The following is a 22,025-nucleotide window of genomic DNA, read 5'->3' as shown; positions in this document are numbered from 1 at the left end:
ACAAAAGATAAATAAGAGATTGCCCTCGGGGCGAAATTTCGTATCTTCTAACGGATATGGAAATACCTCGGGAATTAATACAAATCTTGAAAAAGGCCAAACGGGTGGCGGTTTTAACGGGGGCCGGTATCTCGGCCGAATCGGGGGTCCCGACTTTTCGGGGCAAGGAAGGTTTGTGGGCCAAATTCCGTCCGGAAGAACTGGCTACCCCCGAGGCATTTATGGACAATCCTCGGCTGGTCTGGGAATGGTATCTCTTTCGTCGAAACCTGATTAAGGAAGTCGATCCCAATCCGGGTCATTATGCTCTGGCCGAGATGGAAAAAAGGTTTGAGGATTTCACCCTGATTACCCAGAATGTCGATGGTTTGCATCGGCGAGCCGGTTCGAAAAATGTTCTGGAACTGCATGGCAATATTACCCGGAATAAATGTTTTGAATGCGGACAACCGTTCAAGGGCGATATTGATCTTTCCGTGAAGGAATTGCCCCGATGTGAGTGCGGCGGCCGAATCCGTCCCGATGTGGTCTGGTTCGGGGAACTGCTCCCCCCGGAGGCGTTGAATGGGGCTATTGAAGCGGCGTCACGGGCCGAGTTGTTTTTCTCGATCGGCACCTCGGCCCTGGTTCATCCGGCGGCCTCGATGCCGATGACGGCCCGGAGCCAGGGAGCGCGGCTGGTGGAGGTTAATCTGGAGCCGACCCCGTTAAGCGATCTGGCGGACTGGGCCTTTCATGGAAAATCCGGTGAAATTCTGCCGAAGATTGTCGAGAAACTGGACAAATGAAGAAGAAATCCGCAGAAGAAATTATCAAAATCGGCCGCACTCTGTTCCAATCGCTGACCGAGTGCCGTCTATGCCCGATGGATTGTGGTGTCAATCGGCCACAGGGCGAACTGGGCAAATGCAGAAGCACTGCGGAATTTAAAATCGCCAGTCATAATCTTCATTTCGGCGAGGAACCACCGCTTTCCGGCGGAGGCGGCTCGGGAACCATATTTCTATCCAATTGCTCGCTTTGTTGCCGTTATTGCCAGAATTATCCCATATCTCAATTCGGCAATGGCCGGGTGGTTTCGATTGGCGAGTTCGTGGAGATGATGTTGAAACTTCAGGCCCGCGGCGCAGAAAATATCAATTTTGTGACTCCCGACCACATGTTGCCGATGATCCTTTTGGGTGTCGGAGAGGCCATGAAAGAGGGCCTGAAAATCCCACTGGTTTATAATTGTTCCGGCTATCAGAAACTTGAAATTCTTAAGCATCTGGAGGGTATAATAGATGTCTATCTGGTGGATATGCGATATGACGACGACGCCCTGGCCAGGCATTATTCCGGATGCGAGCGGTATGTGGAAGTCAACCGGGCGGCGGTCAGGGAAATGTATCGCCAGGTGGGCAATTTGAAGATGGATGGCCGCAAAATGGCCAGATCGGGGATAATTATCAGACACCTGGTCCTGCCCAACAATATTTCCGGTTCCAAAGGAATTTTTAAATTTCTGGCTGAAGAAATCTCCGGAAATGTATATATTTCGTTAATGAGTCAGTATTTTCCGGCTTATCGGGCGGTTAACGATGAAACGATTAACCGGCGGGTGACTGTCGAGGAATTCGATCGCGCCGTCGAAGGTTTCTATGAGGCCGGGTTGAAGAACGGTTTTATTCAGAATTTGAGTTATGAATCGTCATATTAGAATACTGCTGGTGGCCCTGGTATTGATGTTTACGGCCGGTTGTGTTTATTACAATACTTTTTATAATGCCCGCAAGGCCTTCAGCGAGGCGGAGTCTAAACGCAAGCAAAGCGGGCGTCGCTCGGTCAGCAATGCCGGGAACAGCCAGTACAAAAAGGCTATTGAGAAAAGCGATAAGGTTCTCGAGAAGTATCCCGGTTCCAGCTGGTATGATGACGCTCTATATGTCAACGGGGTTTCTCACTTTTATACCGGGGATTACGCCAAAGCCGAAAAGCGTTTTCGCGAATTGATCGCCAATTTCCCCCAGTCGCCGTTCTATAAGATGTCCAACCTTTACCTGGCCAAATCAAAACTGATGCTCAATGAAATGGATGATGCCATGTTCCTTTTCGAGGAATTATTCAGCGAGAGCCAGGATCGGGAGATTAAGATAGATGCGGCTCTTGCCCTGGGTGAATACTATTTCGATGAGAAGAATTATGACAAGGCCGTTCCGTATTTTCAGGCCCTGATAGATTCACTGGGTAACGATGAGGAAAAGATATTGGCCCAGATGTATATCGCCGACGGTGATTTCCAGCGTTTCAAGCTTCGCCAGGCGCTTGAGGATTACGGAAAATTATTGAAGTACGATTTAGCCACGCCGGATTACTATAAGGTTAACTTCCGCCTCGGCGAGACTCATTATTTTCTGAACGATATCGAGGCGGGAATGGAATATTTCCAGAAATTATCTGAAAATGAGTTGTACTATGACTCGCTGGCATCACTCAAAATGAAAATCGCCCAGGGTTATGAATGGGTGGGTGATTTGATGCTGGCCGAGTCGATTTACGAGCAGGTAGCTCTCGAATATCCGCGTCACCCGCTGGGCGGTCTGGCAAATTATTATCTCGGATTGATGTATCAATATGATTATGAAAATTACATGAAAGCCAAGGAATATTACGACAAAGCCAAAACCAGCGGTAATGCCAGCGGCATTTACCAGGAGGCCCTGGAGCATTCCACCGATATCGGCAAACTGGAGGAGTATCTCAACCAGAGGAGTGTGGACAGCACGGCCACGGCTGAGGAAATCGATAAAGCCGCGGAAACGCAGTATCTTCTGGCCGAATTATATTTAACCCAGATGGACAAACCCGATTCGGCCATCCAGGAGTTTCAATTGCTGGTCGAGAAATTCCCGACGGCGTACCTTACCCCCAAATCCCTGATTGCCATGGCGATGTTATCCCGGGATGTATACAATGATACCACGGTGTACGATTCAACCCTGAGAATTATCCTGAGAGATTATCCCCGGTCCGATTTTGTCCCGGAGGCCATCAATCTGCTGGGCCTGTCGGGAACCATCGCCGATTCGGGATATGCCGAAAAATACTACCAGCGAGCCGAGTATTTCGTGTTCGACAATAAAAATATCGATTCCGCCCGCTATTATTTCTCTATGGTGGCCGACAGTTTCCCGCGCTCCCAATTTAATATCCAGGCCAAGTATGCTCTGTTGTGGCTGCGGGAGATGTATGACAGTCCCGATGATTCGACGCTGTACTATGAATATGCGTATTTCGCCGATTCGTTTCCCAAAACCGATTTCGCCAAGGCCGCCGAGAAAAAACTGGTAATCAAGCCAAGAATCCAGAAAGACGAGGATGATCAGCAGTATTACGGCGAGGACAGCACGGCTTATGCGGAAGGTGATGGATACGGCGATGGAGATTCGACCGAGATCGCCGCCAACCTGACCCCGGAACAGCGTTATTTCACCGGACCCGATGGGAATACGCTATTTGAAGTTCAAGGCGCCCCGACCCGGTACGATAAGGAATTTATCTATCCTACGGCGGCTTACTACCTGGAATTCGAAGGGAATCTTTATTTTCAGATAAAAATCGATCCTTTCGGGGATGTGACCGAGGCTAAACTGATGAATCCGACAGAGTCAGTGGAATTGAACGAAGAGGCTACGGAGACGGTGCTGTCGTCGCATTTCGACACTTTCTGGATCCGCCCCGAATGGTTTGACGACTGGTTCGTTTATAAATATTATATACCCCTGCCATCGAGATTAAGATGAGTAAAATTGTTATTGGGTATTCGGAGATCATAAAAAAAACTGATTTAGGCCGGGGCAATTTCATCATGGAAATTGCCCCGTTTTCCAAAGCCCGGAATATCAAACCGGGTCAATTCGTACATATCAGGTTACCCGATACGAATGTTTTTTTCCGCCGGGCGTTTTCAATTTATGATTATTCGCCGGAACAAAAGACCATCAAAATTATTTTCAAAGTCTTCGGCCGGGGAACCAAATTACTGGCCGGACTTCACCGGGGCGACCGTCTTGATGTCCTCGGACCTCTCGGCAACGGTTTCCGTCTGCCGGGTCGCCGTGAGACGGTTATTCTGGTCGCCGGTGGAATCGGTATGCCGCCGATCTACCTGCTGGCCAAAATCCTGACCGAAAAGGGCTTTGACCAAAAGAGACTGCTTTATTTCTACGGTGGTGCCACGCGGGATGATCTGGTGGAACTTAAAAAGATCAGGCAACTGGGAGTGAGGGTGTACCCGGCCACCGAAGATGGTTCGCTGGGATTCAGAGGTCTGATTACCGGGGCCCTTGTTGATGTTATTGATTCCCGGCAGGGGAAATTCCGGATGTACGCCTGCGGACCGGAAGGCATGCTGCGGGCGGTGGATGAACTGGCCGGTAAGATGGGAATTCCGGGGCAACTTTCGCTCGAGGCGCCGATGCCGTGCGGGATCGGGATCTGCCTGGGTTGTATCAAACCGCTTCGGGTCGGGGGATATACCCGGATTTGCCGCGAGGGGCCGGTTTACGAAATCGGGGAGGTGATCCTGTGAGCGTTGATTTATCGGTTGAGATTGCCGGCGTCCGCCTGAGTAACCCGATTCTGACGGCCTCCGGAACTTGCGGTTATGGCGAGGAGCTGGCCGAGCTGTACGATCTGTCGCATCTGGGCGGAATTGTGACCAAATCGATTACGATCAGTCCGCGTGAGGGCCATCCGCCGCCGCGAACGACCGAAACATCGGCCGGGATGCTCAACGCTATCGGTCTGGCTAATGTCGGGGTGGATCGTTTTATCACCGAGAAACTCGCTTTTCTGGAAAAATTCCGGACGGTGGTGGTGGTTAATGTGGCCGGGGCAAAACTCCAGGAGTATGTCGATATTTGCGCCCGGCTGGCGGATTGTCCCCGCGCCGACATGGTGGAGCTTAATTTTTCATGTCCCAATGTCGAGGCCGGGATGGAAATCGCCAAAAGCGCCTCGCTGGCTGAGGCCGCCGTGCGCGAGATAAAAAGGGTGTTTCCCCGCCCGGTGATTGCCAAGTTATCGCCCAATGTCACCGATATTACCGAAATCGCCCGGGCCTGCGAGGCGGGCGGCGCCGGGGCGCTGGCCCTGATCAACACCCTGGTGGGGATGGCCGTTGATATCGAAAGCCGGCGGCCCCGCCTGACCAATAATACCGGCGGCCTATCCGGGCCGGCCATCAAACCGGTAGCCCTTAATATGGTTCACCAAGTCTATAATACGGTTAAAATACCGGTGATTGGGATCGGCGGGATTGTCAACTGGCAGGATGCCGTGGAATTTTTCCTGTGCGGGGCGACTGCCGTGCAAGTGGGAACGGGGTTGTTTGTCGAACCCGATGCCCCTCTTAAGATAGTCCGGGGTTTGAAAAAATATTTATCGGATAAAAAACTGAACAGGGTTACCGAACTGATCGGCAAGGTGAGGAAATACTGATGAACGCATCGAATAAAATCAAGGAGATTCAGGCCAAGAATAATTCCATGATTTGTGTCGGCCTGGATCTGGATCGAAAAAAAATTCCCGCCGATTATGCCGCCACCATCAAGGGCATGTATGATTATGCCGTGGCCATAATCGAAGCTACCAAAGACATTGTGGCCGCCTATAAACCGAATCTGGCTTTCTATGAGGAACTGGGTTCCGAGGGGATTTCGCTTCTGGAGAAAATTATTACCAAGATTCCCGACGAGATCGTGGTCGTTGCCGACGGGAAGCGGGGCGATATCGGCAATACCGCGGCGCATTATGCCTCGGCCATGTTCGAGCGTTTCCGGGCCGACTGGGTGACGCTCAATCCCTATATGGGTTACGATTCCATCCGGCCTTTCCTGGACTACAAGGAAAAGGGTGCCTTTATTCTCTGCCTGACCTCGAATTCCGGGAGCCGCGATTTTCAATTGATGCATGTGGTCAATAAGCCGGTGTATATGTATGTGGCGGAAAAAGTGGCCTACTGGAACAAGGAGCAGAATCTCGGTCTGGTGGTCGGAGCCACACACCCGGAACAACTGGCGGAGATCAGGAAGGCTTCGGGTGATATGCCGATTCTGATCCCGGGAATCGGGGCGCAGGGCGGTGATCTGGAAAAGGCGGTTATCAACGGGACGGCCAATTTCAAGAATCCGGTTCTGATCAATGTTTCCCGATCGGTGCTGTATGCTTCGTCGGAGGCCAATTTCGCCGAAGCGGCGCGGGCCGAAGTGGAAAAACTGAACGGTATCATTAAGGAACTAAAAGGGCAGAAGGAAAGGGCGGAAGAGGAAAAATCAGCCAGGGATTAGGAATTAAGCTTCTGATATTTTGAAAATCGGCCATTTGTGGCCGATTTTTTTTTGGCCGGTTTCGGATCGGGATTATCTGCGGCGGTTCAAATTTTATACAAATCGCACTAATATTCACATAACCGGGCCCGATTAATAATGCGGCTTAAATGACGTCGATTAATGATTAAAATTGTCCTCCGATCCGGTCGATATATAGAAGAAATCCAAGGAGGCAATATGAAGAGACTAATTTTGACCCTGATCATTCTGGCTCTGGCGGCTCCCGGCTACGCCCTGACAGGAATCTCGATCGGCGTTAAAGGCGGGATGGTATCCAATTATGAGCAACCCGGGTTTGCCGTTCCGGGCGAGGATACCGATGCCATGAACCTGGCCGGTTTGCAGTTGAAATTCACCAAACTGCCCATGATCGATCTGATTGTCAGCGGGGAGTATGCTTGGAAAAAAGAAACATATTCCGGATTCGGCCAGTCCTTTGAACTGACCCGGAGCGATCTGCAGTTTTCCGCTTCGGCCATTTATCCCTTCAGCCTGCCGGTTGTTACCCCTTATCTGGGCGCCGGAGTGGCCACCCATTCGCTCGGCTACGATTATGTGGAACCGGTCGGCTGGGCGCTGGATACCTATGATATCGAAGTCCCCGGTAATGAAACCCGGATGGGTTATCATCTTATGGGGGGATTCGATGTTGGTCTGCCGGCTTTTCCTTTGACGCTCAATGCCGAATATCGTTTGAACTGGGTGAGTACGCCCGACGAGGTGACCAAGTATAACAGCATCACGGCCGGATTGAGTTTCAGCCTGCCATAAGATAATTGAACCGATAAATATCAGGCCCCGCTTCAACGGGGCTTTTTTTTATTATGTGATTGCCTGAGAGAAAGGGGTATCGTATAATCCCATGAAGTAAAATAACGACGGAGGCTTTTATGGCTCGCTCGTACAGCAATTCCCGGATTGAGACATTCCAAACCTGCCCGCGGCAATATAAATTTCAGTATATCGAAAAGGCGGCGGTGGAAAAGCCGGTCGGGGTTGAGGCTTTCCTGGGCAATGCGGTTCATCATGCCCTCGAGAAATTATATTCCCTGAAATTGAACGGGAAACTGTTAACGGTCAATGAGCTTCTCGGTATTTATCATGAGCATTGGGATGGCCCCGATCGGGACAGAATCAAAGTCACCAGGGAGAATCTCGGTGTCGATGATTATATCCGGGTGGGTGAGGAAGCTCTGAAACGCTATTATGATAAGTATCATCCGTTCGATGACGGCGATGTTCTGGCGCTTGAAAAAAGCATTTCATTTCCGCTTGACCCGGAGAGCCGGTTTATGATTAATGCCAAGGTGGATCGAATCAGCCGCCGGGCTGACGGGGTAGTGGAGATTGTCGATTACAAAACCAAGGCCTTTTTACCGACTCAGCATGTTCTTGAGGATGATGCTCAGATGGGATTGTATCAAATGGGGGTGAGCTATCTCTGGCCCGATTTCGACCGGTTCGAGTTGAAGCAGATATTTCTTCGTCAGGGCGTGGAAATGAAAGCGGTTATGGATAAAGACAAGCTCGACGAGATTCGTTATCGAACGTACCAGAAAATTCTGGAGATTGAGAGAGCAGTGAAGTTCGATGATTTCCCGCCGCAGGAGTCGGCTATATGTGATTGGTGTATTTATTTCGAGTTGTGCCCGGCTAAACGTCATCGCCTGGCACTCGACGAGGAAATCGAGGTTGAATTCGATCCCGGTATCGGATCCCGGATGGCCGGTGAATATTTAAGCCTCAATGAAAAGAAAAAACAGATTGAGACCGAGATGAAAGCTCTCAAGACTGATATTGTCAAATATTGTGAGGATTTTGATGTCAGCAGTCTGGAAGGCGATCAGGGATTGGTAAGGGTCAGTTTCAAGGATGAGGAAATGTTTCCGTCAAAGACCGCCTCCGAAGATGATTATCTTGAGATTTCATATCTTGCCCGCCGGTTCAATCTTGAGGAATGCTTCAAACTTGATCAGAATGTGCTTTATAAGGAGTTTTATATCACGGAAAAACTCCCCCCGGAATTGAAAAAACAACTGGAGAAATTTCTTATTAAAAGACGGCGGGAGACTCTTTATACCCGATACAAAGGGGAATAAAAAAACCCGGTTGATGCCAACCGGGTTTTTTTATCATCAGATTGCCTTTATTCTTTTTTGGCTTTTCCTTCCGATTTCGTGGCTTTTGAGCCATCAAGGACCACAAACACCGGGACGATTCCCTCGGTCGGCGGCGTTACCAACTGGAGATTATTACCCGGAGGAGTGGTGGTGGAATCGACCTTCAGGGGGCCGATATCACTGTCATCGAGAGCGGAAATAAAGATTGTGGCCACGCGTCCTTTTCCCGGTGGAATGGGAGGTACTGATACGCCCACATCGGCTATTAAACCGATGGTGAGACACTGGGTAGTGGTATCGACACGGGCATATTTAACCCGGAAATCCTGAGCCACGCCGCCCTTGAAAATGGTGGAGTCGGCCACGATTTTAGTTTTCCCCGATGAAAAGGTCAGCGGAATGGAAATCGCAATTATTTCTTCATCATTAACCATTGACACATTAATAGCCCAGTTTTTGGCATCGATCTGATAAGGTTCGGCATAAACCGTGTCGATTTTGCCATACTTATCATCCTGCGCGAAGAGACCGGTGCATAGAACCAGAAGCATTAAGGTCGCCAAGATGAGGGGATTCCTTGAACTCATTTTACCTCCATGAAACACAAGTATATAGGTTTTACTTAATATCATCGGTTATAACATCAATATTTTTACTATCGTCCAGAGGGAATAGTTCCGACTTTAGTCTTTCGATCAGGGAGTCCGCTTTGGCCGGATTGTCGAGTTTGTCTCGATAAACGGCGGCGGCATTGACCAGGGCCTTTCGGCCGATATCGGTCGTGGGGAATTTATTATAGAGACCTTCAAGATAACCCGCCGCCTGGGGCCAGTTTTCCTGCATTCGGGCCAGTTCCGCCAGGTAGGATATGGCCGAAGCCTCGATTGCTGAGCCGGGATATTGCCTGGCCATAGCATAATAGAATTCCTCTGCCCTCCTAAACCAGGTTCGAGTCAAATCCTTATTATTGGCCTTTTGGTAATGGTCGGCAATAGTCAGATGCGCATCGAAGGCGGCTTCCGAGGTGGAATAATTATCGATCAGCCATTTATACTCATTTTCGGCCCGTATCCAGTCGCCCAATTTCATGAACGACATGGCGATATATTTTTGCGGCAGGGAGTTATTCTGGAAATAACCCGGGTATTTATCGTTAATCTTCGACATGATTTCCCGGCAATCGTTGTATTTTTTCTTGTCGAATAAAGCTATTCCTTTACGCAACATAATCATGGGCAAAATGGTAGTGTCCTGAACCCGCTTCGATAGCTGATCATACAGTTTTAGGGCTTCATCATAGTTTTTTTTGCCTTTATAGGTAATTTCAGCTATCATCATGGTCGCTTCGACATCGATCTGACCGGTTGAATCTTTCAGTTGGCTGAGATCGGCGATAGCTTTATCCCATGCCCCGGCATCATAATGGAGGCGGGCCAGATTACTGCGGGCGGCGGTGGCCAGAGCCGAATTGGGCCAGTCACTGATTAACCTGTTATAATAGGTCTCTCCGGTTTTGGTTTCGATTATCGCCAGGGAGTCATAACCGATCATACGGTATATTTTAATGATATCAAGGGGGAGATTGAGAACCGAAGTGATAATATCATTCTTATTATCAACGGGAGGATAGAAAGCATCCATTTGAGCGTGGTATATGCCCACGGCGCTTTCCAGATCACCCCGCGATTGGAGAGCGAAGGCCAGGTTCAGTTCAGTGGTCAGCCGCTGGGGGCCTTTGAGGTTGGTGAAATTAAGTAATTGATTCGAAACAGCAATCACCGAATCGTAATTTTCCCCTGCGAAATATATCTGGGTCAGGCGATTGGCGGCCAGAAAGGCAATTGTTTCCAGATCAACTCGTGCTGCCGTGTCTTTTTCACCGGACAGTGAGTCGATGTAGATCCAGCAATAATCGGTAACAGCGAGATAGGCCTGCTTAATCTGATCTCTGGTGCCAGTGTCGTTTAATTCAGGTTTGATTGATGCCTTTTGTTTCAGTTTTTCAGCCTGATTATAGAGTTGCTCAGCCTTGAAGACAATTTTTCGACCGGATTCCGAGGAACATCCGATCATACAGCAAATGGCCAAAAGCGCCATAACTATTTTAATGCTGAATCGCCGGTGATATTCAGGATTCACGATTTCCATCCCTGGTGATTGTTATAAGATTCATATTCCTGTTGTATAATCGGTTGTTGCCGAAATTCGCGCATCAAAATACGAAAAAAAAAGCAGGTGTCAAGACTGCGGAGATAAAAAAAGCCGGGAGCAAGTCCCGGCTTTAAACTTATTATTAAACTGGTATTAACGGATTTTACGACGAATAGCACCGACTCCGAGTAAACCCAGACCGAATAGAATCATGGTGGTCGGTTCAGGAACCATATTATAGGAGGCTTCCATCAAGTCGTTGCCGCATTCTAGGGTATTGTGGAAGGAAATGGAGTTATGACCGTCTAAACCCCCCAGCATACTGGCGTCAAAAGCGAATTCCCAGACATAGGTATCGCCGTTGCCCTGCAACGGGTTGGTTTCCAAACCAGCCCATAAAGTCCGCTGGTTGGTCACATTGCCAAGGAAATTGCCACTGGTGATTTCCCAGCCGCCGACCGCGTTACGAATGTCGGTATAATTATAATAAGTGCCCGGTTTATCGGGAATTCCGCGATAAGTATTCACCTGATACAATTTGCCTTCAGAGACATCAATAGCATATTGATATTTGTTACCATCGAATCCAAAGAAAATGTCACCCAGATGATAACTGCGATTCCATCCGGTCGAATAAGCGGAGTAGCCGAAAGAATTAGTCAGGGCCAGATGAACAGTGCTACCCTGAGTGGCAAAATGAAAACCTTCCAGATCAAAATTCTCGCCGCCCTCACCAAGCATACCGGGTGAAGGAAGTTCCCCTACGCCATAGGGATAATCAATCGGGGCGGTGTTGTTATTGGCATCAAACGGTCCGGTCCCGAAATCATATAACTGCCAGCTGAAGGCCGCATAGCTGGAACTGAAACAAACCAAAGTCAAAATAACCAGGGCCATTAATGTCTTTTTCATAGCGGGTCTCTCTCTGTAAATATAGTTATAGTTTTGTTAAAATAATAGCAATCTTAATGCCATCTGCCGGACATTCTGCTGTGTTGATATAAGTCATTTTAAATCAATTTGTTATGTGATTAGTGGTGGTGTGTTAAACAAGTTTCAGGTCCGATTGTGCAATTTTATGCAATTTTTAGGCAAGATTCTTTATTAATGCTATGAAAAATTTTACCTCTCAAGCGGCGGAACTTCCAAATTAACATCAATTCAATGTTTAATGGAATTTGAGATTGCCTCGCAGGAGGATATTTAAATGGCTATTAAGAATAGAAAAAGAAATGCAAGGATGAAGGTGATTGATTTCATAACCGGTGAATCTGAACTACGACAGAGACTTCCGGTGATAAAACCATCCCGCCATGAAATGATCTGGAATGATAGTAGTTTTTATCCCCGGCGATTTAGGATCGGGTTGTACCGGTTTTTGCGGGATAATGTGCCGCTGCTAAATGCCTGTATCTGGACCTGGAGCCGGCTGGCCGCGGCACCGGGACATTTCGATATTGTCGGCCGGGTTTCTGAAACGGTCTCGGCTAAGGCCCGGGAATATCTGGATGAGATGATGCTGGGTATTTACCCGTTTTCGTTTCAGCGCATGGCCGGAGCCGAATCATTTTTGCCGATGCTGTTCGACCGGTTGTTCACTGATGGGGCCTTCGCCGGTTATGTCCGTCTTAAAAGTGATATGAGCGGTATCGAGCGATTCGACCCGGTCGATCCGGTTTTGGTCGGTTCGATCCGGGATAACCGGGGCGGCCGCCGTCTGGTTCTGATTACCGATGACCATGAGGTCACGGTTGATGGCAATGACTTTTATTATTTCGGATTGAATGCCGATATTGAAAGCGGTCTGGGGCGCTCGATCATGGGCGCCATCCCCTTTGTCGCGCGCATCGAACAGGAACTGGTCGATGATATGAGTCGTTCGACTCATAATGCCGGGTATCACCGGCTACACGTTAAAATAACGCCCCCCGAAAAACTGGCGGGCGAATCAGACCCGGCCTATGTTGAACGGGTCAATGAGTATTTCGATGAAACGGTGGGAATGATCCGGGATTGCCGGACCGAGGACAACCCGGTGACATGGGATAATGTCAGTATCGAATATATCGGCCCCAAAAATGTCCAGGGTGTTACCCATGCCTGGTTTTTGAACCATCGGGCCATGGTCGAGGAGATTTGCGGCGGGACCGGCCTGGCCCCGTTCATGCTGGGTTACAGCTACGGCACGACACACAACTGGGCGCAATTCAAATACGACCTGGTCATGCGCCAGGTGATTTCGATTCAGCGCCAGACCGCCCGATTTCTGGAATGGCTGGGAAATATCGAACTGGCCCTGAAAGGTATCGAGGCCGTCTGTCGTTACCAGTTCGATAATTCCCTGACCTACCTGGCTTCCGACCGGGCCGAAATCGCCCGCGGAAGAATCGACAGTCTGTTGAAATTGTACCAGGCCGGGTTGGTCACTCGCGAGGATGCCGCCCGGTTGGCCGGAGAACTGATATAGGCGCGCTTTTCGAACATTCCGACTGGAAGCGGGCCATCCGCGATATTGCGTTTTTCGCCGTTAAATTTCTGGATATCACGCCCCATCCGGGGCAGGAACGCTGGCTGAAAAACAGCCTTAAGGCCGAGAACCTGCTGGTTACCGGTAATCGCTGGGGGAAATCATTTGCCGAAGCGATCAAGATCATTCACCATGCCCTGTTTCGTTACCGGGATCGTCAGTACGACCGGGCCGGCAGGTACAATATTGTCTGTGCCAGCATAACGCTCGATCAGGCCCGGATCATATTCAACACCGTTCTCAGAATTCTGAATGGTTCCTGCCGGATAAAGGGACTGGTGAAAAAAATGACAGTGACACCATATCCCCGAATTTACCTCGGTAACGGCGCCCTGATCGAAGCCCGGTCGACCCAGCATCGGGGGGAGTATCTGCTGGGCAACGATTATGATTTTTTTGTTTTCGACGAGGTGGCCTTCGAGGATGAGGCCGAATATGTGGTTAATGAAGTCATCAAAATGCGTCTGGCCGACCGCCGGGGGCGCCTTGATCTGATCTCAACCCCGAACGGGCGGAACTGGTTCTATAAAAAAATGATGGAACTGAAGGATCGTCCCGACGATGCCTATATTCAAAACGGCGATTCCCGGGAAAACAGCTATATTTCTCATGAATACCTGTCCATGCAACTTCGTTATCTGAGCGATAAGCGGGTTTCTCAGAATATCATGGGGCAATTTATCGATTCCGGAGGCGAGATCATTCCCGGCAAAGATATTGATGCCGCTCTGATGGATGATACACCGAAACGAGTTCCCGGTCAGCCGGATAAAAACCGTTTTTATATATCCGGCTGGGATCTGGCTCGCAAAAAAACCGCCACGGTCGGGATTACGATAGAGGTTTTTGAGGGACGATGCACCGTGGTCGATCTGGTCAGGATCAGAAAATGGGACTGGAATATTATCCTGGAACATATCCGGACCCGCCAGCGGATTTATCCCGGGCGGCTGGTGATTGACGCCACCGGATTGGGGGATGTGGTGGTGTCGCAACTCCAGGATTATAATCCGACGACTTTTATTTTCACGGCCCGCTCCAAGGCGGAATTGCTGACCAATCTGGAGTTGTTTCACAGTATGAAAAAAATCAGGTATGCCCGCTGGGAAATCCCGGATGCCGAAGGACGGATCTGGTCGCTGGAAGATGAACTGCGTTCGGCGAGGTGGGACGATAACAATACCTGCGACAGCGTCATGGCCCTGGCGCTGGCTCTCTGGCCGTTGTACAAGCCGGAAACACCCGTTATCAAACCGCGTCTGGGGAAAATATAAAATGGCCTGAATCCGGGTCTGCAATCCAGGCCATATCGCTAAGATAATGCGGTGTTTGCTAATCACTGCGCCAGTGCAAAACACCGGTTACACCGGCGCATTTTCATTCTGTTCTGTTTCGAATTAAAAGGGTGAAACCGCGCCATAGACGTCATTGAAAGTTATCGAAAGGGCTGAAATAAAAATAATGGCGGCGATTATCCACTTCAGAGTAGTTCTTTTTTTGGCTCTATAAACGACCATAGCGATCACCTCATTTCGTCAATTCCATTCATCCGGTCCCCAATGCAAGACTTATGCCATCGGAACCAAATCTTGCCGGGCCTTGTAAGTAGTTGTCCAATAATTAATTACCAGATTGTCTTAATTTGGACGGAAAAGGCTGTGAATTCTCTTGCATAAATCGGGCGGACAATTTCTGCATCGATTCGGTGGTATTTGCCGGCCTGCCAGACTTCAGTATGGAGGAAAAATGAAAAATCTGGTTGGAAGTATTACCGCCTCGCTGATCGAAAAGGAACCATCAGGCTATCGGGAACTGACGGATATTATCAATCGCAATATCAAGCCGCCGACCGCCGTGCACCCCGATAATGTACATATCCGGGCCATGTACATTGTCTCCGATCAGGTCAACAGCTATGGCGGTTGTTTTCCGGGCGAGGAGCACGAGAAACTGGCGGAGATGCTTATCGACAGCCCGGTGCTGATCGGTCACCGCAAGGACAGCCTTCCGATTGCCAGGAACTTTCACGCCGAGACGGTCATTCGCGATGGTGTCCGCTGGGTCAAGGTTTATTTCTACTGGCTAAAAAATGCCGATCGCAGTGATGACCTGTGCCGTAATATTGACGGCGGTATTTATAAGGAAGGCTCGATCAGTTTTATTTTCAACTTCCCCGAGTGCTCGATCTGCGGTGAGGATATCCGTAAATGCCGGCACCGCCCTTTTGAGGAGTACGATGTACCCGGGGGCGACCGGCGTCAGGCCTATTTCAATTACCGTCAGATACTCAAAGTTTTGGAAACATCGCTGGTGTACCGGGGCTCGGTGGAAGATACCACCATTACCAATGAACTGGTCTTTCGCAAAGTCACGAGCGATGAATCCCCGAATTCTTGGATAATTCCATTATACCAACCGCCGCAACGCATCTGGTCGATGGAGCGGCTAAATAAAAGCAAAAAATATCATATTCTCCCGGCCTATGAGTCCCTTCCGGTGACGCTTTGCAGATTCGATGGCCGGATGCGGATTTTGGGTGGTGACCAAATCGAGTTGGAATCGGATATTCTGAATAAGTATCTCGAATCGTTACCCATGCCCGATAATAATTTCGCTGTCGAGGCCCGATTGATCGGGCACCGCGGGAAAGAGCGTCGGCCGGTCGAGGAATTGATCCGGTTTCTGCAGGGCGAGAAAACGAATGTCAGGAGAATCGAACTTAAAATTTGTGACCTTCTCAAAGCTGGGGCAAGTGAGGACCGCAGGGTTGGCGGATCCGAACGCCGCGAAGAACTCAACCGGCTGTTTGCCGCGGCACCCGATCTTCTGGTGCCCGCACGAGTGGCCACAGGTGATAATCTGGCCGGGGCCATTTGGGAGACTGCCACCCGCTATGGAGTTGAAATCCATACTCTCGATTCGGACGAAAAATACCTGCTGACTCACCGGCATCTTATCCGATTGAGAATAACCGGTCAGGAACGCCGGGGCAATGGTTTCGATTATTCTCTGGAAGGCCGGAACCGCGACAATACAAAGGTCGTCACTCATTTGAGGTGCAATCGTGATTTCCGGGTCGGAGATGTGATAGAGATCGAGACAGCTTCGATAACGGATCGGCCGGATGGTTTGCATCTGATGCATCCCCGGGTAATTGACTGCCACTTCGCTTACGGAATCGCCGATGATTTAAGTCAACTGGTTAAAAATGATGAACCGGCGAATTATGCCGGAAGATACCACTTAAGCCGGGTTTCGGAGACAACCATACGGCTTGATCTGGAATTCGAAAATGGTGTGAGATCATACAACATCAAAAAATTTAATACTGATCGGCTGGAAGAAGGGCGCCGTTTTCCGGCCGATGAGGGTCAGCCGGATAAGATCGACGAAGGTGCTTTCTTTGAAACCGGAAATATCCTCGATTACACAACTCAAGATAATGCTCTTAAAATCAGTCTTGATGGATTCCTGGGCGGGAAGTATATCATCAGGCCGATTATTTTGAACGGTCACAGGCGTCATCTTTTTTATCAATTTTCAGGGGGCAAAAATGTCTGATTTCAATCGCAATGACAGTTTTCGCAGTCTTATAAGTCGGCCGCTGATCAGCTTTATTATGGCCCTGCTGGGGGTGACAGCCGCCTATTTCACCACCATTGGTTCTATCGAAGTCCGCCTGGCCGAGAAAGCCGAGGCCGCCCTGGTGGAGACAATCGATAAACGTCTGGCCCGGCTGGAAGTGGTGATCCGCGAAGGACGGGTCGGCAAGGATGAGTTTTTCCAGTTCAGGAATGATATCGAGAGACGACTGACCCGAATAGAATTTTTCTTAACCGAACAGGGGAGATAGGAGTGAATAAAAATATTCTTGATTTACAGACGTTAAATGCAATTCTGACCTGCCTTGATGACGAATCAATCGAGGAAATTAACTTTGATGATTTACGGAATGTTCTTGATAAAACAGGAGCCGTCGGCGATGAATGTACCCGACTGGCCTCGGAATTAAATCTTATCAAGGAAGAATATCGCAATCGGGTGGTCGGCATATTGCGGGCCAATATGGCCTGCCGCCCGAATGATGATGATGCCGCGCTGGTACATCGGTTGAACGATAACCTGGAAACCGTGCCGGTTTCGGAACTGATAAAACTTTACAGCCGGTCAGCGGCCCGTTTTCGTGATAATTTCCCATCCAGTTTCAAATACCTCGGTTTTGCCCGCCGGGCCGGTTCAATCGAAAACTGGATGGATCATAAAATCTGACAGAGGATAATATCCCGGCCATGTGGGGGACAGCCCCGGCCTGAGATAATAAACAACCAGGAAAGGAAATGATATCTATGTCAATCAGAGAACAAAATCTCGAAACCATCGCGCCGGTTCTGGCCACCTTTTCCATTTCGCAGACCGCCGATGTCGATGATCTCAAGGATACCGATATCGGTCGGGCGGTAACATTGACCGGAAATTATCAGGTCGGTCCGTGCGACAATAATTCCACCCTGCTGGGCAAGCTGGTGGCCCTGACCCTGACCGACAGCGATAACGGCCAGCGTCAGGCCACGGTCCAGATCGGCGGAATCTGCCGCCTGCCGATCGGCGCCACTTATCCCGAGATCGGGAACCGGGTGGTCGGCGCGGCCGGCGGGGCGGTCAAGCAAGCCCCGGCTCTGACCGGCTATGATCCGGCCGGAGGGAATATCGCGCGGGGATGGGTTCTTGAAGTCAACGGGACCAGTGATTGCACCATTTATCTGAATTAAGGAGGAGTCGATGGATTTCAATAAATTTCTTCAATCCGATGCCGTGTCCGAAATGAACAACAGAATATCGGATCGGGAACCGGGCGGGATGGTCGATTTCGGCCGGGCCGCGGAACTCAAAATCGACCGCGATACTTATCTTGAAGCCGAGAACCGCGGCCTGACCTTAAGTGAACTGCTCGAGACGCCGGAATATGACCCCTCGCCCGGTAATTCCCCGTTGGATGCCTTCGAGCGGCAACTGGCCCTGGCCGGAATCCGGCTGGGAGGGAAAAACCCGACCCTGGTGGATCAGTTCTACCAGAAAGCCTCATCCCTGATGCCGGAGTTCATTCTCAGGGAGATCAAAAAAGGCCAGTCCATGCGTCCCGAACTCTCGCGTCTGCTGGCCAACAGCACCGTAGTTAACAACAACCGCTATACGCCGTTTCATGTCGATACCTCGAGCACCGACAAATTTTCCCTGCGGCCGATTGGCGAGGGAAGCGAAATTCCCCAGCTCATTGTCACCGAACAGAACCATTCCATCAATGTCGCCGAATATGGTCTCGGTCTGAGAGCCAGTTATAAGTCACTCCGCTACCGGACCACGGCCCAGTTCCGGGTGTTGTTATGGTATATCGGGTTTAAACTGCAGACGGATAAAATCGCGCTGGTGGTTGATTGCCTCCTTAACGGCGACGGCAACGACAATCCGGCCGTGACGGTCAATGCCGCCTCCTCCGGTACCATGACCTACGATGATCTGATCACCCTCTGGGCCGAATTCGAACCGTTCGAGATGAACACGATTATCTGTCATATCAACAAACTCAAATCCATTCTGACGCTGGATGAATTCAAAGACCCGATGGCCGGCTATCGTTTCCAGGGGACGGGGGAGATGTTCAGCCCTCTGGGAGCTTCCCTGGTGCGATGCGATGAGGTGCCGACCGATCTGGTGGTCGGTCTCGATTCGCGATTCGCCATCGAAGAAGTGATCACCCAGCCGCTCATGGTTGAGTACGATAAAATTATCGAGCAACGTTTTGAGGAGGCGGTCATCTCCGAATCGGTAGCCTATGCCAAGGTCATCCGGGAAGCGGCCGCAGTTCTCGACACTATTTTCGCCTGATCAATCTCCGAATGATTATCGACCCGGCTGTTTCGGCCGGGTCGATATAAAGGAAGGTTAAATGCAAATTCATCTGACCGATAGCACCGCCTCGCAACGGGGCGGACTCTGCACCAATAAACGGCTTTTCAAAGTCGCCTCAGGGCCGTACGCCGGACGAATGATCGTGCTTCTTCATACCGCCCCGAACGAAATATATTTATCCTGGGCCGACTATCCCTACACCGCCTGGAGCCAGCCGGCCACGGTTTGCGGCGATAACGCCGATTCTCCATTCGACGCCGTGATGGATCCCGACGGGCATATTTACCTGGTTTATACGCTGGAGACCAACAAAACCCTGGTCGTAAGAAAACTCACTTTCACGGGCGGCCTGTGGCTGGCCGGAGCGGCCAATACAGTTTACAACGCCGATGAAAATCACTACCCATCCATTACCATTCAACCCTCCGGAAGGCTCTGGGTTGCCTGGAGCCGGCAGGCATCGGGAAGTTGTTATATCAACGCCAAGTCATCCGATGACCAGGGCGAAACCTGGGGCACCGGTCCGGATAGCTACGGATATGCCATTTCGGCTGAGCTGTCATCGGGCTACTCCCAGATAATTGTCTTCGGATCGTATGTTTATCTTTTCTTCACCCAGGATGATCTGAAGCTGTCGTACTGCCGCAAGCATATCAATGTATCGACCTGGGAGGATGAAGCCGATGTTGCCACCGGGACCGGTTTTGATGAAAACTTCAGGGCGGCTGTATCCGATGATAACCGCCTGGGTATCGTTTTCGACGATACCTGGTTGAAATTCAGAGAATTCGACGGCGACAAATGGGGCGGTATTATCACAGTTGATGATGACGGCGGTGTCTTTCCCCGGTTGCAGTACCGCGATAATCAGCCTTTTATAATCTACTTGGCTGTTTCGGGATCGAATCAAAACAAAATCCTGTTCAGCCGCCGGCAGGGAACAACCTTCTCCGATCCGGCCCCGCTCGATCCGGCCCGGTCCGAGTTTGAAAAGGTTCTGTGTTATAATGCCACGAGCGCCTCTTATGCCGATCTGACCTCGGCCGCCGCCGACAGTACTCCCGGAGATATTCTGCACCCCGATTCACAGGCAATCCTGAAGAATTCGGGTGATGTTCTCTACCTCGGGATGTCGGCCCGATTTAATTACCTGAAAATTATATTGTCATCGGTTGGTTCCGGTGGCGAAATCGGCTGGCAGTATTACAATGGCCGGGAATGGTACGGTTTCGTACCCTCGGGAGGAGCCTGCCATTTCAACGATCTCGACCGGGAATTACTTCTATGGGATGACAGCCTGAATATTCCGGCCGACTGGCAAAAATATACTGTCCAGGGAAATAATCTGTTCTGGGTTCGGGCGGTGGTCCAATCTGATTTCGATCCCGGCCCGGTCGGGTCCCAACTAACAACCGTTACCAATACTGAATCTTTGATACTCATGGAGCCGTGATGTCATTTACCAATCCAGAAATGGTCAACAGGCATATCAGCCTGGATGATAGCCCGATCGGTCTGCGAAGGGATTACCCGGTTGTTTTCGGCGGGACGGAATGGGTCAACCTGCCGGGACGGGGGGTGGTCGAGGGTTCGGTGATGGTCAAAGCCGTCAGGGAATTCGCCCCGACTTACGAGACACCAATTCTCAATGATGGGGAAATTTCCGTGTCTCACCAGCGGCTGGTTCCCGGTTCGGTTACCATCGCCTCCGATAATTCTCTCGGAGCAATTTACCGCGAGAATGTCGATTTCAGTGTCGATTGCGATCAGGGGACAATCAAACGTCTTATCGCGGGGGATATTATCTCCGGCAGTCAGGTGGCGGTGTGGTACTATTTCTACACGGCCTATAAGGCCGGGGTCGATTACGCCATCAACTGCAGCGACGGCATGATTTGCCGCCTGCCGGATGGTGCTATCCAGGTGGGCCAGACTCTGATGGTCGATTATGAACTCTCCGGCAACTGGTTTAATGACGAGATAATCTCCGGAGCGGTATCCGAGGCCAATGCCATCGTCGAGAAACAGGTCGATCCGGATCAGCGGTTCGGGGCCGATCCGGTCTTGCAGGCCGCCGCCACCTATCTGGCTGTTTCTCTTCTTTGCCGAATGGCGGCCGCGGGGGATCTGAAATTCAATCCCGAAGCATCTTCGACTGCTTCTTCATGGATAGCGCTGGCGGATAGCTACCGCGAGGATTACCAGGTCCTGATAATGAATTTTCGTCCCGGTGCCGCCCGGATGAGCCGTCCGACTTTATCCCGAGGAGGAAAATAATGATGAACACTCTGGCTTATCTTAAAAGCCGCCGTATGTGGGTTGTCCGTGATATCATGGTCTGGGGGCTGGAGGCCGATGCCGAATTTCACTACCTGGGTATTGAAACGGTTGATACCGACAGCCGCCTGATGCTGGGGATTCTTTCCGTCGGCGACACGGCCCAGGATATTCTGTATGCCGATCTGGTCGATCACCACGGCAACAATCTTCCGGCCGTGATCAATGCCCCGAGGGTGATTATTCGTCCCCGCTCGCGCCATCAGGCCTACCTGGCCGGCGAGGAATCAAACGCCGGATTTCGGATTGTCCGTGATCCCGACGCTCCGGGACCGATCCGGGTCGATTTCTTTATTTATGAAACAGGCCTCTAAATGGATAATTCCGCCAAAAATAAGGAGGTTCAAATACCCTCGGATATCGAAATCCTCGAGAATCTGAAAAGAAGAATTTATGAAGCTATATGTGAAAACCCGGGTAGCCCGAAATTGGGCGACCTGTTGAAGGTGATGGAAATGAAAAACAAACTATCGGTCTCGGGTAAAGCCGAGAAAAAATTCTGGGAGATGATTAATCGTATCCGCGATGAAGAATTACCCGGGAAAAAGAAACCGGTTCCGACCAAGAAAAACCGCCCCGAAACCGGCGGCTGATAGCAAAAAGCATTAACAA

General features: G+C 50.3%; 22 protein-coding genes. 19 read left to right on the top strand and 3 right to left on the bottom strand.

Annotation, left to right across the window (positions count from 1 at the left end; all coding sequences use genetic code 11):
• Positions 1–56 precede the first annotated feature (56 nt).
• From JXQ28_03905 to JXQ28_03870, 8 genes are all read left to right on the top strand, one after another.
• A complete protein-coding gene (locus JXQ28_03905) occupies positions 57–788 on the top strand; it encodes an NAD-dependent deacylase (GenBank protein ID MBN2276874.1) in 732 nt (243 codons plus the stop codon).
• Positions 785–1,699 carry a radical SAM protein gene (locus tag JXQ28_03900; GenBank protein MBN2276873.1) on the top strand — a complete coding sequence of 305 codons (915 nt, stop codon included), beginning with the start codon at positions 785–787 and terminating at the stop codon, positions 1,697–1,699. The genes JXQ28_03905 and JXQ28_03900 overlap by 4 nt, the downstream gene beginning before the upstream one ends.
• Entirely contained in the window at positions 1,683–3,782 is a 2,100-nt protein-coding gene (locus tag JXQ28_03895; GenBank protein MBN2276872.1) for a tetratricopeptide repeat protein, read from the top strand. Before JXQ28_03900 ends, JXQ28_03895 begins: the two co-directional genes overlap by 17 nt.
• The gene (locus tag JXQ28_03890; GenBank protein ID MBN2276871.1) at positions 3,779–4,570 is read left to right on the top strand and encodes a dihydroorotate dehydrogenase electron transfer subunit; all 792 of its coding nucleotides are present in this window, start codon (positions 3,779–3,781) and stop codon (positions 4,568–4,570) included. The genes JXQ28_03895 and JXQ28_03890 overlap by 4 nt, the downstream gene beginning before the upstream one ends.
• The gene (locus tag JXQ28_03885; GenBank protein MBN2276870.1) at positions 4,567–5,481 is read left to right on the top strand and encodes a dihydroorotate dehydrogenase; all 915 of its coding nucleotides are present in this window, start codon (positions 4,567–4,569) and stop codon (positions 5,479–5,481) included. The genes JXQ28_03890 and JXQ28_03885 overlap by 4 nt, the downstream gene beginning before the upstream one ends.
• Entirely contained in the window at positions 5,481–6,329 is an 849-nt protein-coding gene (gene pyrF, locus JXQ28_03880; GenBank protein ID MBN2276869.1) for an orotidine-5'-phosphate decarboxylase, read from the top strand. Before JXQ28_03885 ends, pyrF begins: the two co-directional genes overlap by 1 nt.
• Positions 6,330–6,548: 219 nt before the next feature.
• Entirely contained in the window at positions 6,549–7,142 is a 594-nt protein-coding gene (locus JXQ28_03875; GenBank protein MBN2276868.1) for an outer membrane beta-barrel protein, read from the top strand.
• Between the two features lie 119 nt (positions 7,143–7,261).
• Positions 7,262–8,470, top strand: coding sequence for a PD-(D/E)XK nuclease family protein (locus JXQ28_03870; protein ID MBN2276867.1), 1,209 nt, complete (start codon positions 7,262–7,264; stop codon positions 8,468–8,470).
• 47 nt (positions 8,471–8,517) lie between these two features.
• Here the strand turns inward: JXQ28_03870 and JXQ28_03865 are convergent, their stop codons facing one another.
• The 3 genes from JXQ28_03865 to JXQ28_03855 form a co-directional block, all read right to left on the bottom strand.
• A complete protein-coding gene (locus JXQ28_03865) occupies positions 8,518–9,078 on the bottom strand; it encodes a hypothetical protein (protein MBN2276866.1) in 561 nt (186 codons plus the stop codon).
• A 31-nt stretch (positions 9,079–9,109) separates the two neighbouring features.
• Positions 9,110–10,630, bottom strand: coding sequence for a tetratricopeptide repeat protein (locus JXQ28_03860; protein MBN2276865.1), 1,521 nt, complete (start codon positions 10,628–10,630; stop codon positions 9,110–9,112).
• Positions 10,631–10,795: 165 nt separating this feature from the next.
• On the bottom strand, positions 10,796–11,554 hold the full coding sequence (locus tag JXQ28_03855) for a PEP-CTERM sorting domain-containing protein (protein ID MBN2276864.1): 759 nt from the start codon (positions 11,552–11,554) through the stop codon (positions 10,796–10,798).
• A gap of 295 nt (positions 11,555–11,849) precedes the next feature.
• Here JXQ28_03855 and JXQ28_03850 point away from each other — a divergent pair, with 295 nt between their 5' ends.
• The 11 genes from JXQ28_03850 to JXQ28_03800 all read left to right on the top strand — a co-directional run bounded on the left by JXQ28_03850 (position 11,850) and on the right by JXQ28_03800 (position 22,006).
• Positions 11,850–13,109, top strand: a complete 1,260-nt coding sequence (locus tag JXQ28_03850) for a hypothetical protein (protein MBN2276863.1) — start codon at positions 11,850–11,852, stop codon at positions 13,107–13,109.
• Complete coding sequence (locus tag JXQ28_03845) at positions 13,046–14,443, top strand: terminase family protein (protein ID MBN2276862.1); 1,398 nt, start codon at positions 13,046–13,048, stop codon at positions 14,441–14,443. Before JXQ28_03850 ends, JXQ28_03845 begins: the two co-directional genes overlap by 64 nt.
• A gap of 472 nt (positions 14,444–14,915) precedes the next feature.
• Positions 14,916–16,730, top strand: a complete 1,815-nt coding sequence (locus JXQ28_03840) for a hypothetical protein (protein ID MBN2276861.1) — start codon at positions 14,916–14,918, stop codon at positions 16,728–16,730.
• A complete protein-coding gene (locus tag JXQ28_03835) occupies positions 16,723–17,022 on the top strand; it encodes a hypothetical protein (GenBank protein MBN2276860.1) in 300 nt (99 codons plus the stop codon). Before JXQ28_03840 ends, JXQ28_03835 begins: the two co-directional genes overlap by 8 nt.
• A 2-nt stretch (positions 17,023–17,024) precedes the next feature.
• Positions 17,025–17,438 (top strand): hypothetical protein, encoded by a 414-nt coding sequence (locus JXQ28_03830; protein MBN2276859.1) that lies wholly within the window; start codon positions 17,025–17,027, stop codon positions 17,436–17,438.
• A 77-nt stretch (positions 17,439–17,515) separates the two neighbouring features.
• A complete protein-coding gene (locus tag JXQ28_03825; protein MBN2276858.1) occupies positions 17,516–17,938 on the top strand; it encodes a hypothetical protein in 423 nt (140 codons plus the stop codon).
• A 10-nt stretch (positions 17,939–17,948) separates the two neighbouring features.
• Positions 17,949–19,052, top strand: coding sequence for a hypothetical protein (locus JXQ28_03820; protein ID MBN2276857.1), 1,104 nt, complete (start codon positions 17,949–17,951; stop codon positions 19,050–19,052).
• A gap of 61 nt (positions 19,053–19,113) precedes the next feature.
• Positions 19,114–20,529, top strand: coding sequence for a hypothetical protein (locus JXQ28_03815; GenBank protein ID MBN2276856.1), 1,416 nt, complete (start codon positions 19,114–19,116; stop codon positions 20,527–20,529).
• Positions 20,529–21,353, top strand: a complete 825-nt coding sequence (locus JXQ28_03810; protein MBN2276855.1) for a hypothetical protein — start codon at positions 20,529–20,531, stop codon at positions 21,351–21,353. The genes JXQ28_03815 and JXQ28_03810 overlap by 1 nt, the downstream gene beginning before the upstream one ends.
• Positions 21,353–21,727 carry a hypothetical protein gene (locus tag JXQ28_03805; GenBank protein ID MBN2276854.1) on the top strand — a complete coding sequence of 125 codons (375 nt, stop codon included), beginning with the start codon at positions 21,353–21,355 and terminating at the stop codon, positions 21,725–21,727. Before JXQ28_03810 ends, JXQ28_03805 begins: the two co-directional genes overlap by 1 nt.
• Positions 21,728–22,006, top strand: a complete 279-nt coding sequence (locus JXQ28_03800; GenBank protein MBN2276853.1) for a hypothetical protein — start codon at positions 21,728–21,730, stop codon at positions 22,004–22,006.
• Positions 22,007–22,025: the final 19 nt, after the last annotated feature.

The sequence above is a fragment of the Candidatus Zixiibacteriota bacterium genome, assembly GCA_016933955.1.
Taxonomy (GTDB): domain Bacteria; phylum Zixibacteria; class MSB-5A5; order GN15; family PGXB01; genus JAFGTT01.
Note: the sequence above shows the minus strand (reverse complement) of the source record. Positions and strands in the feature narration are given on the sequence as shown.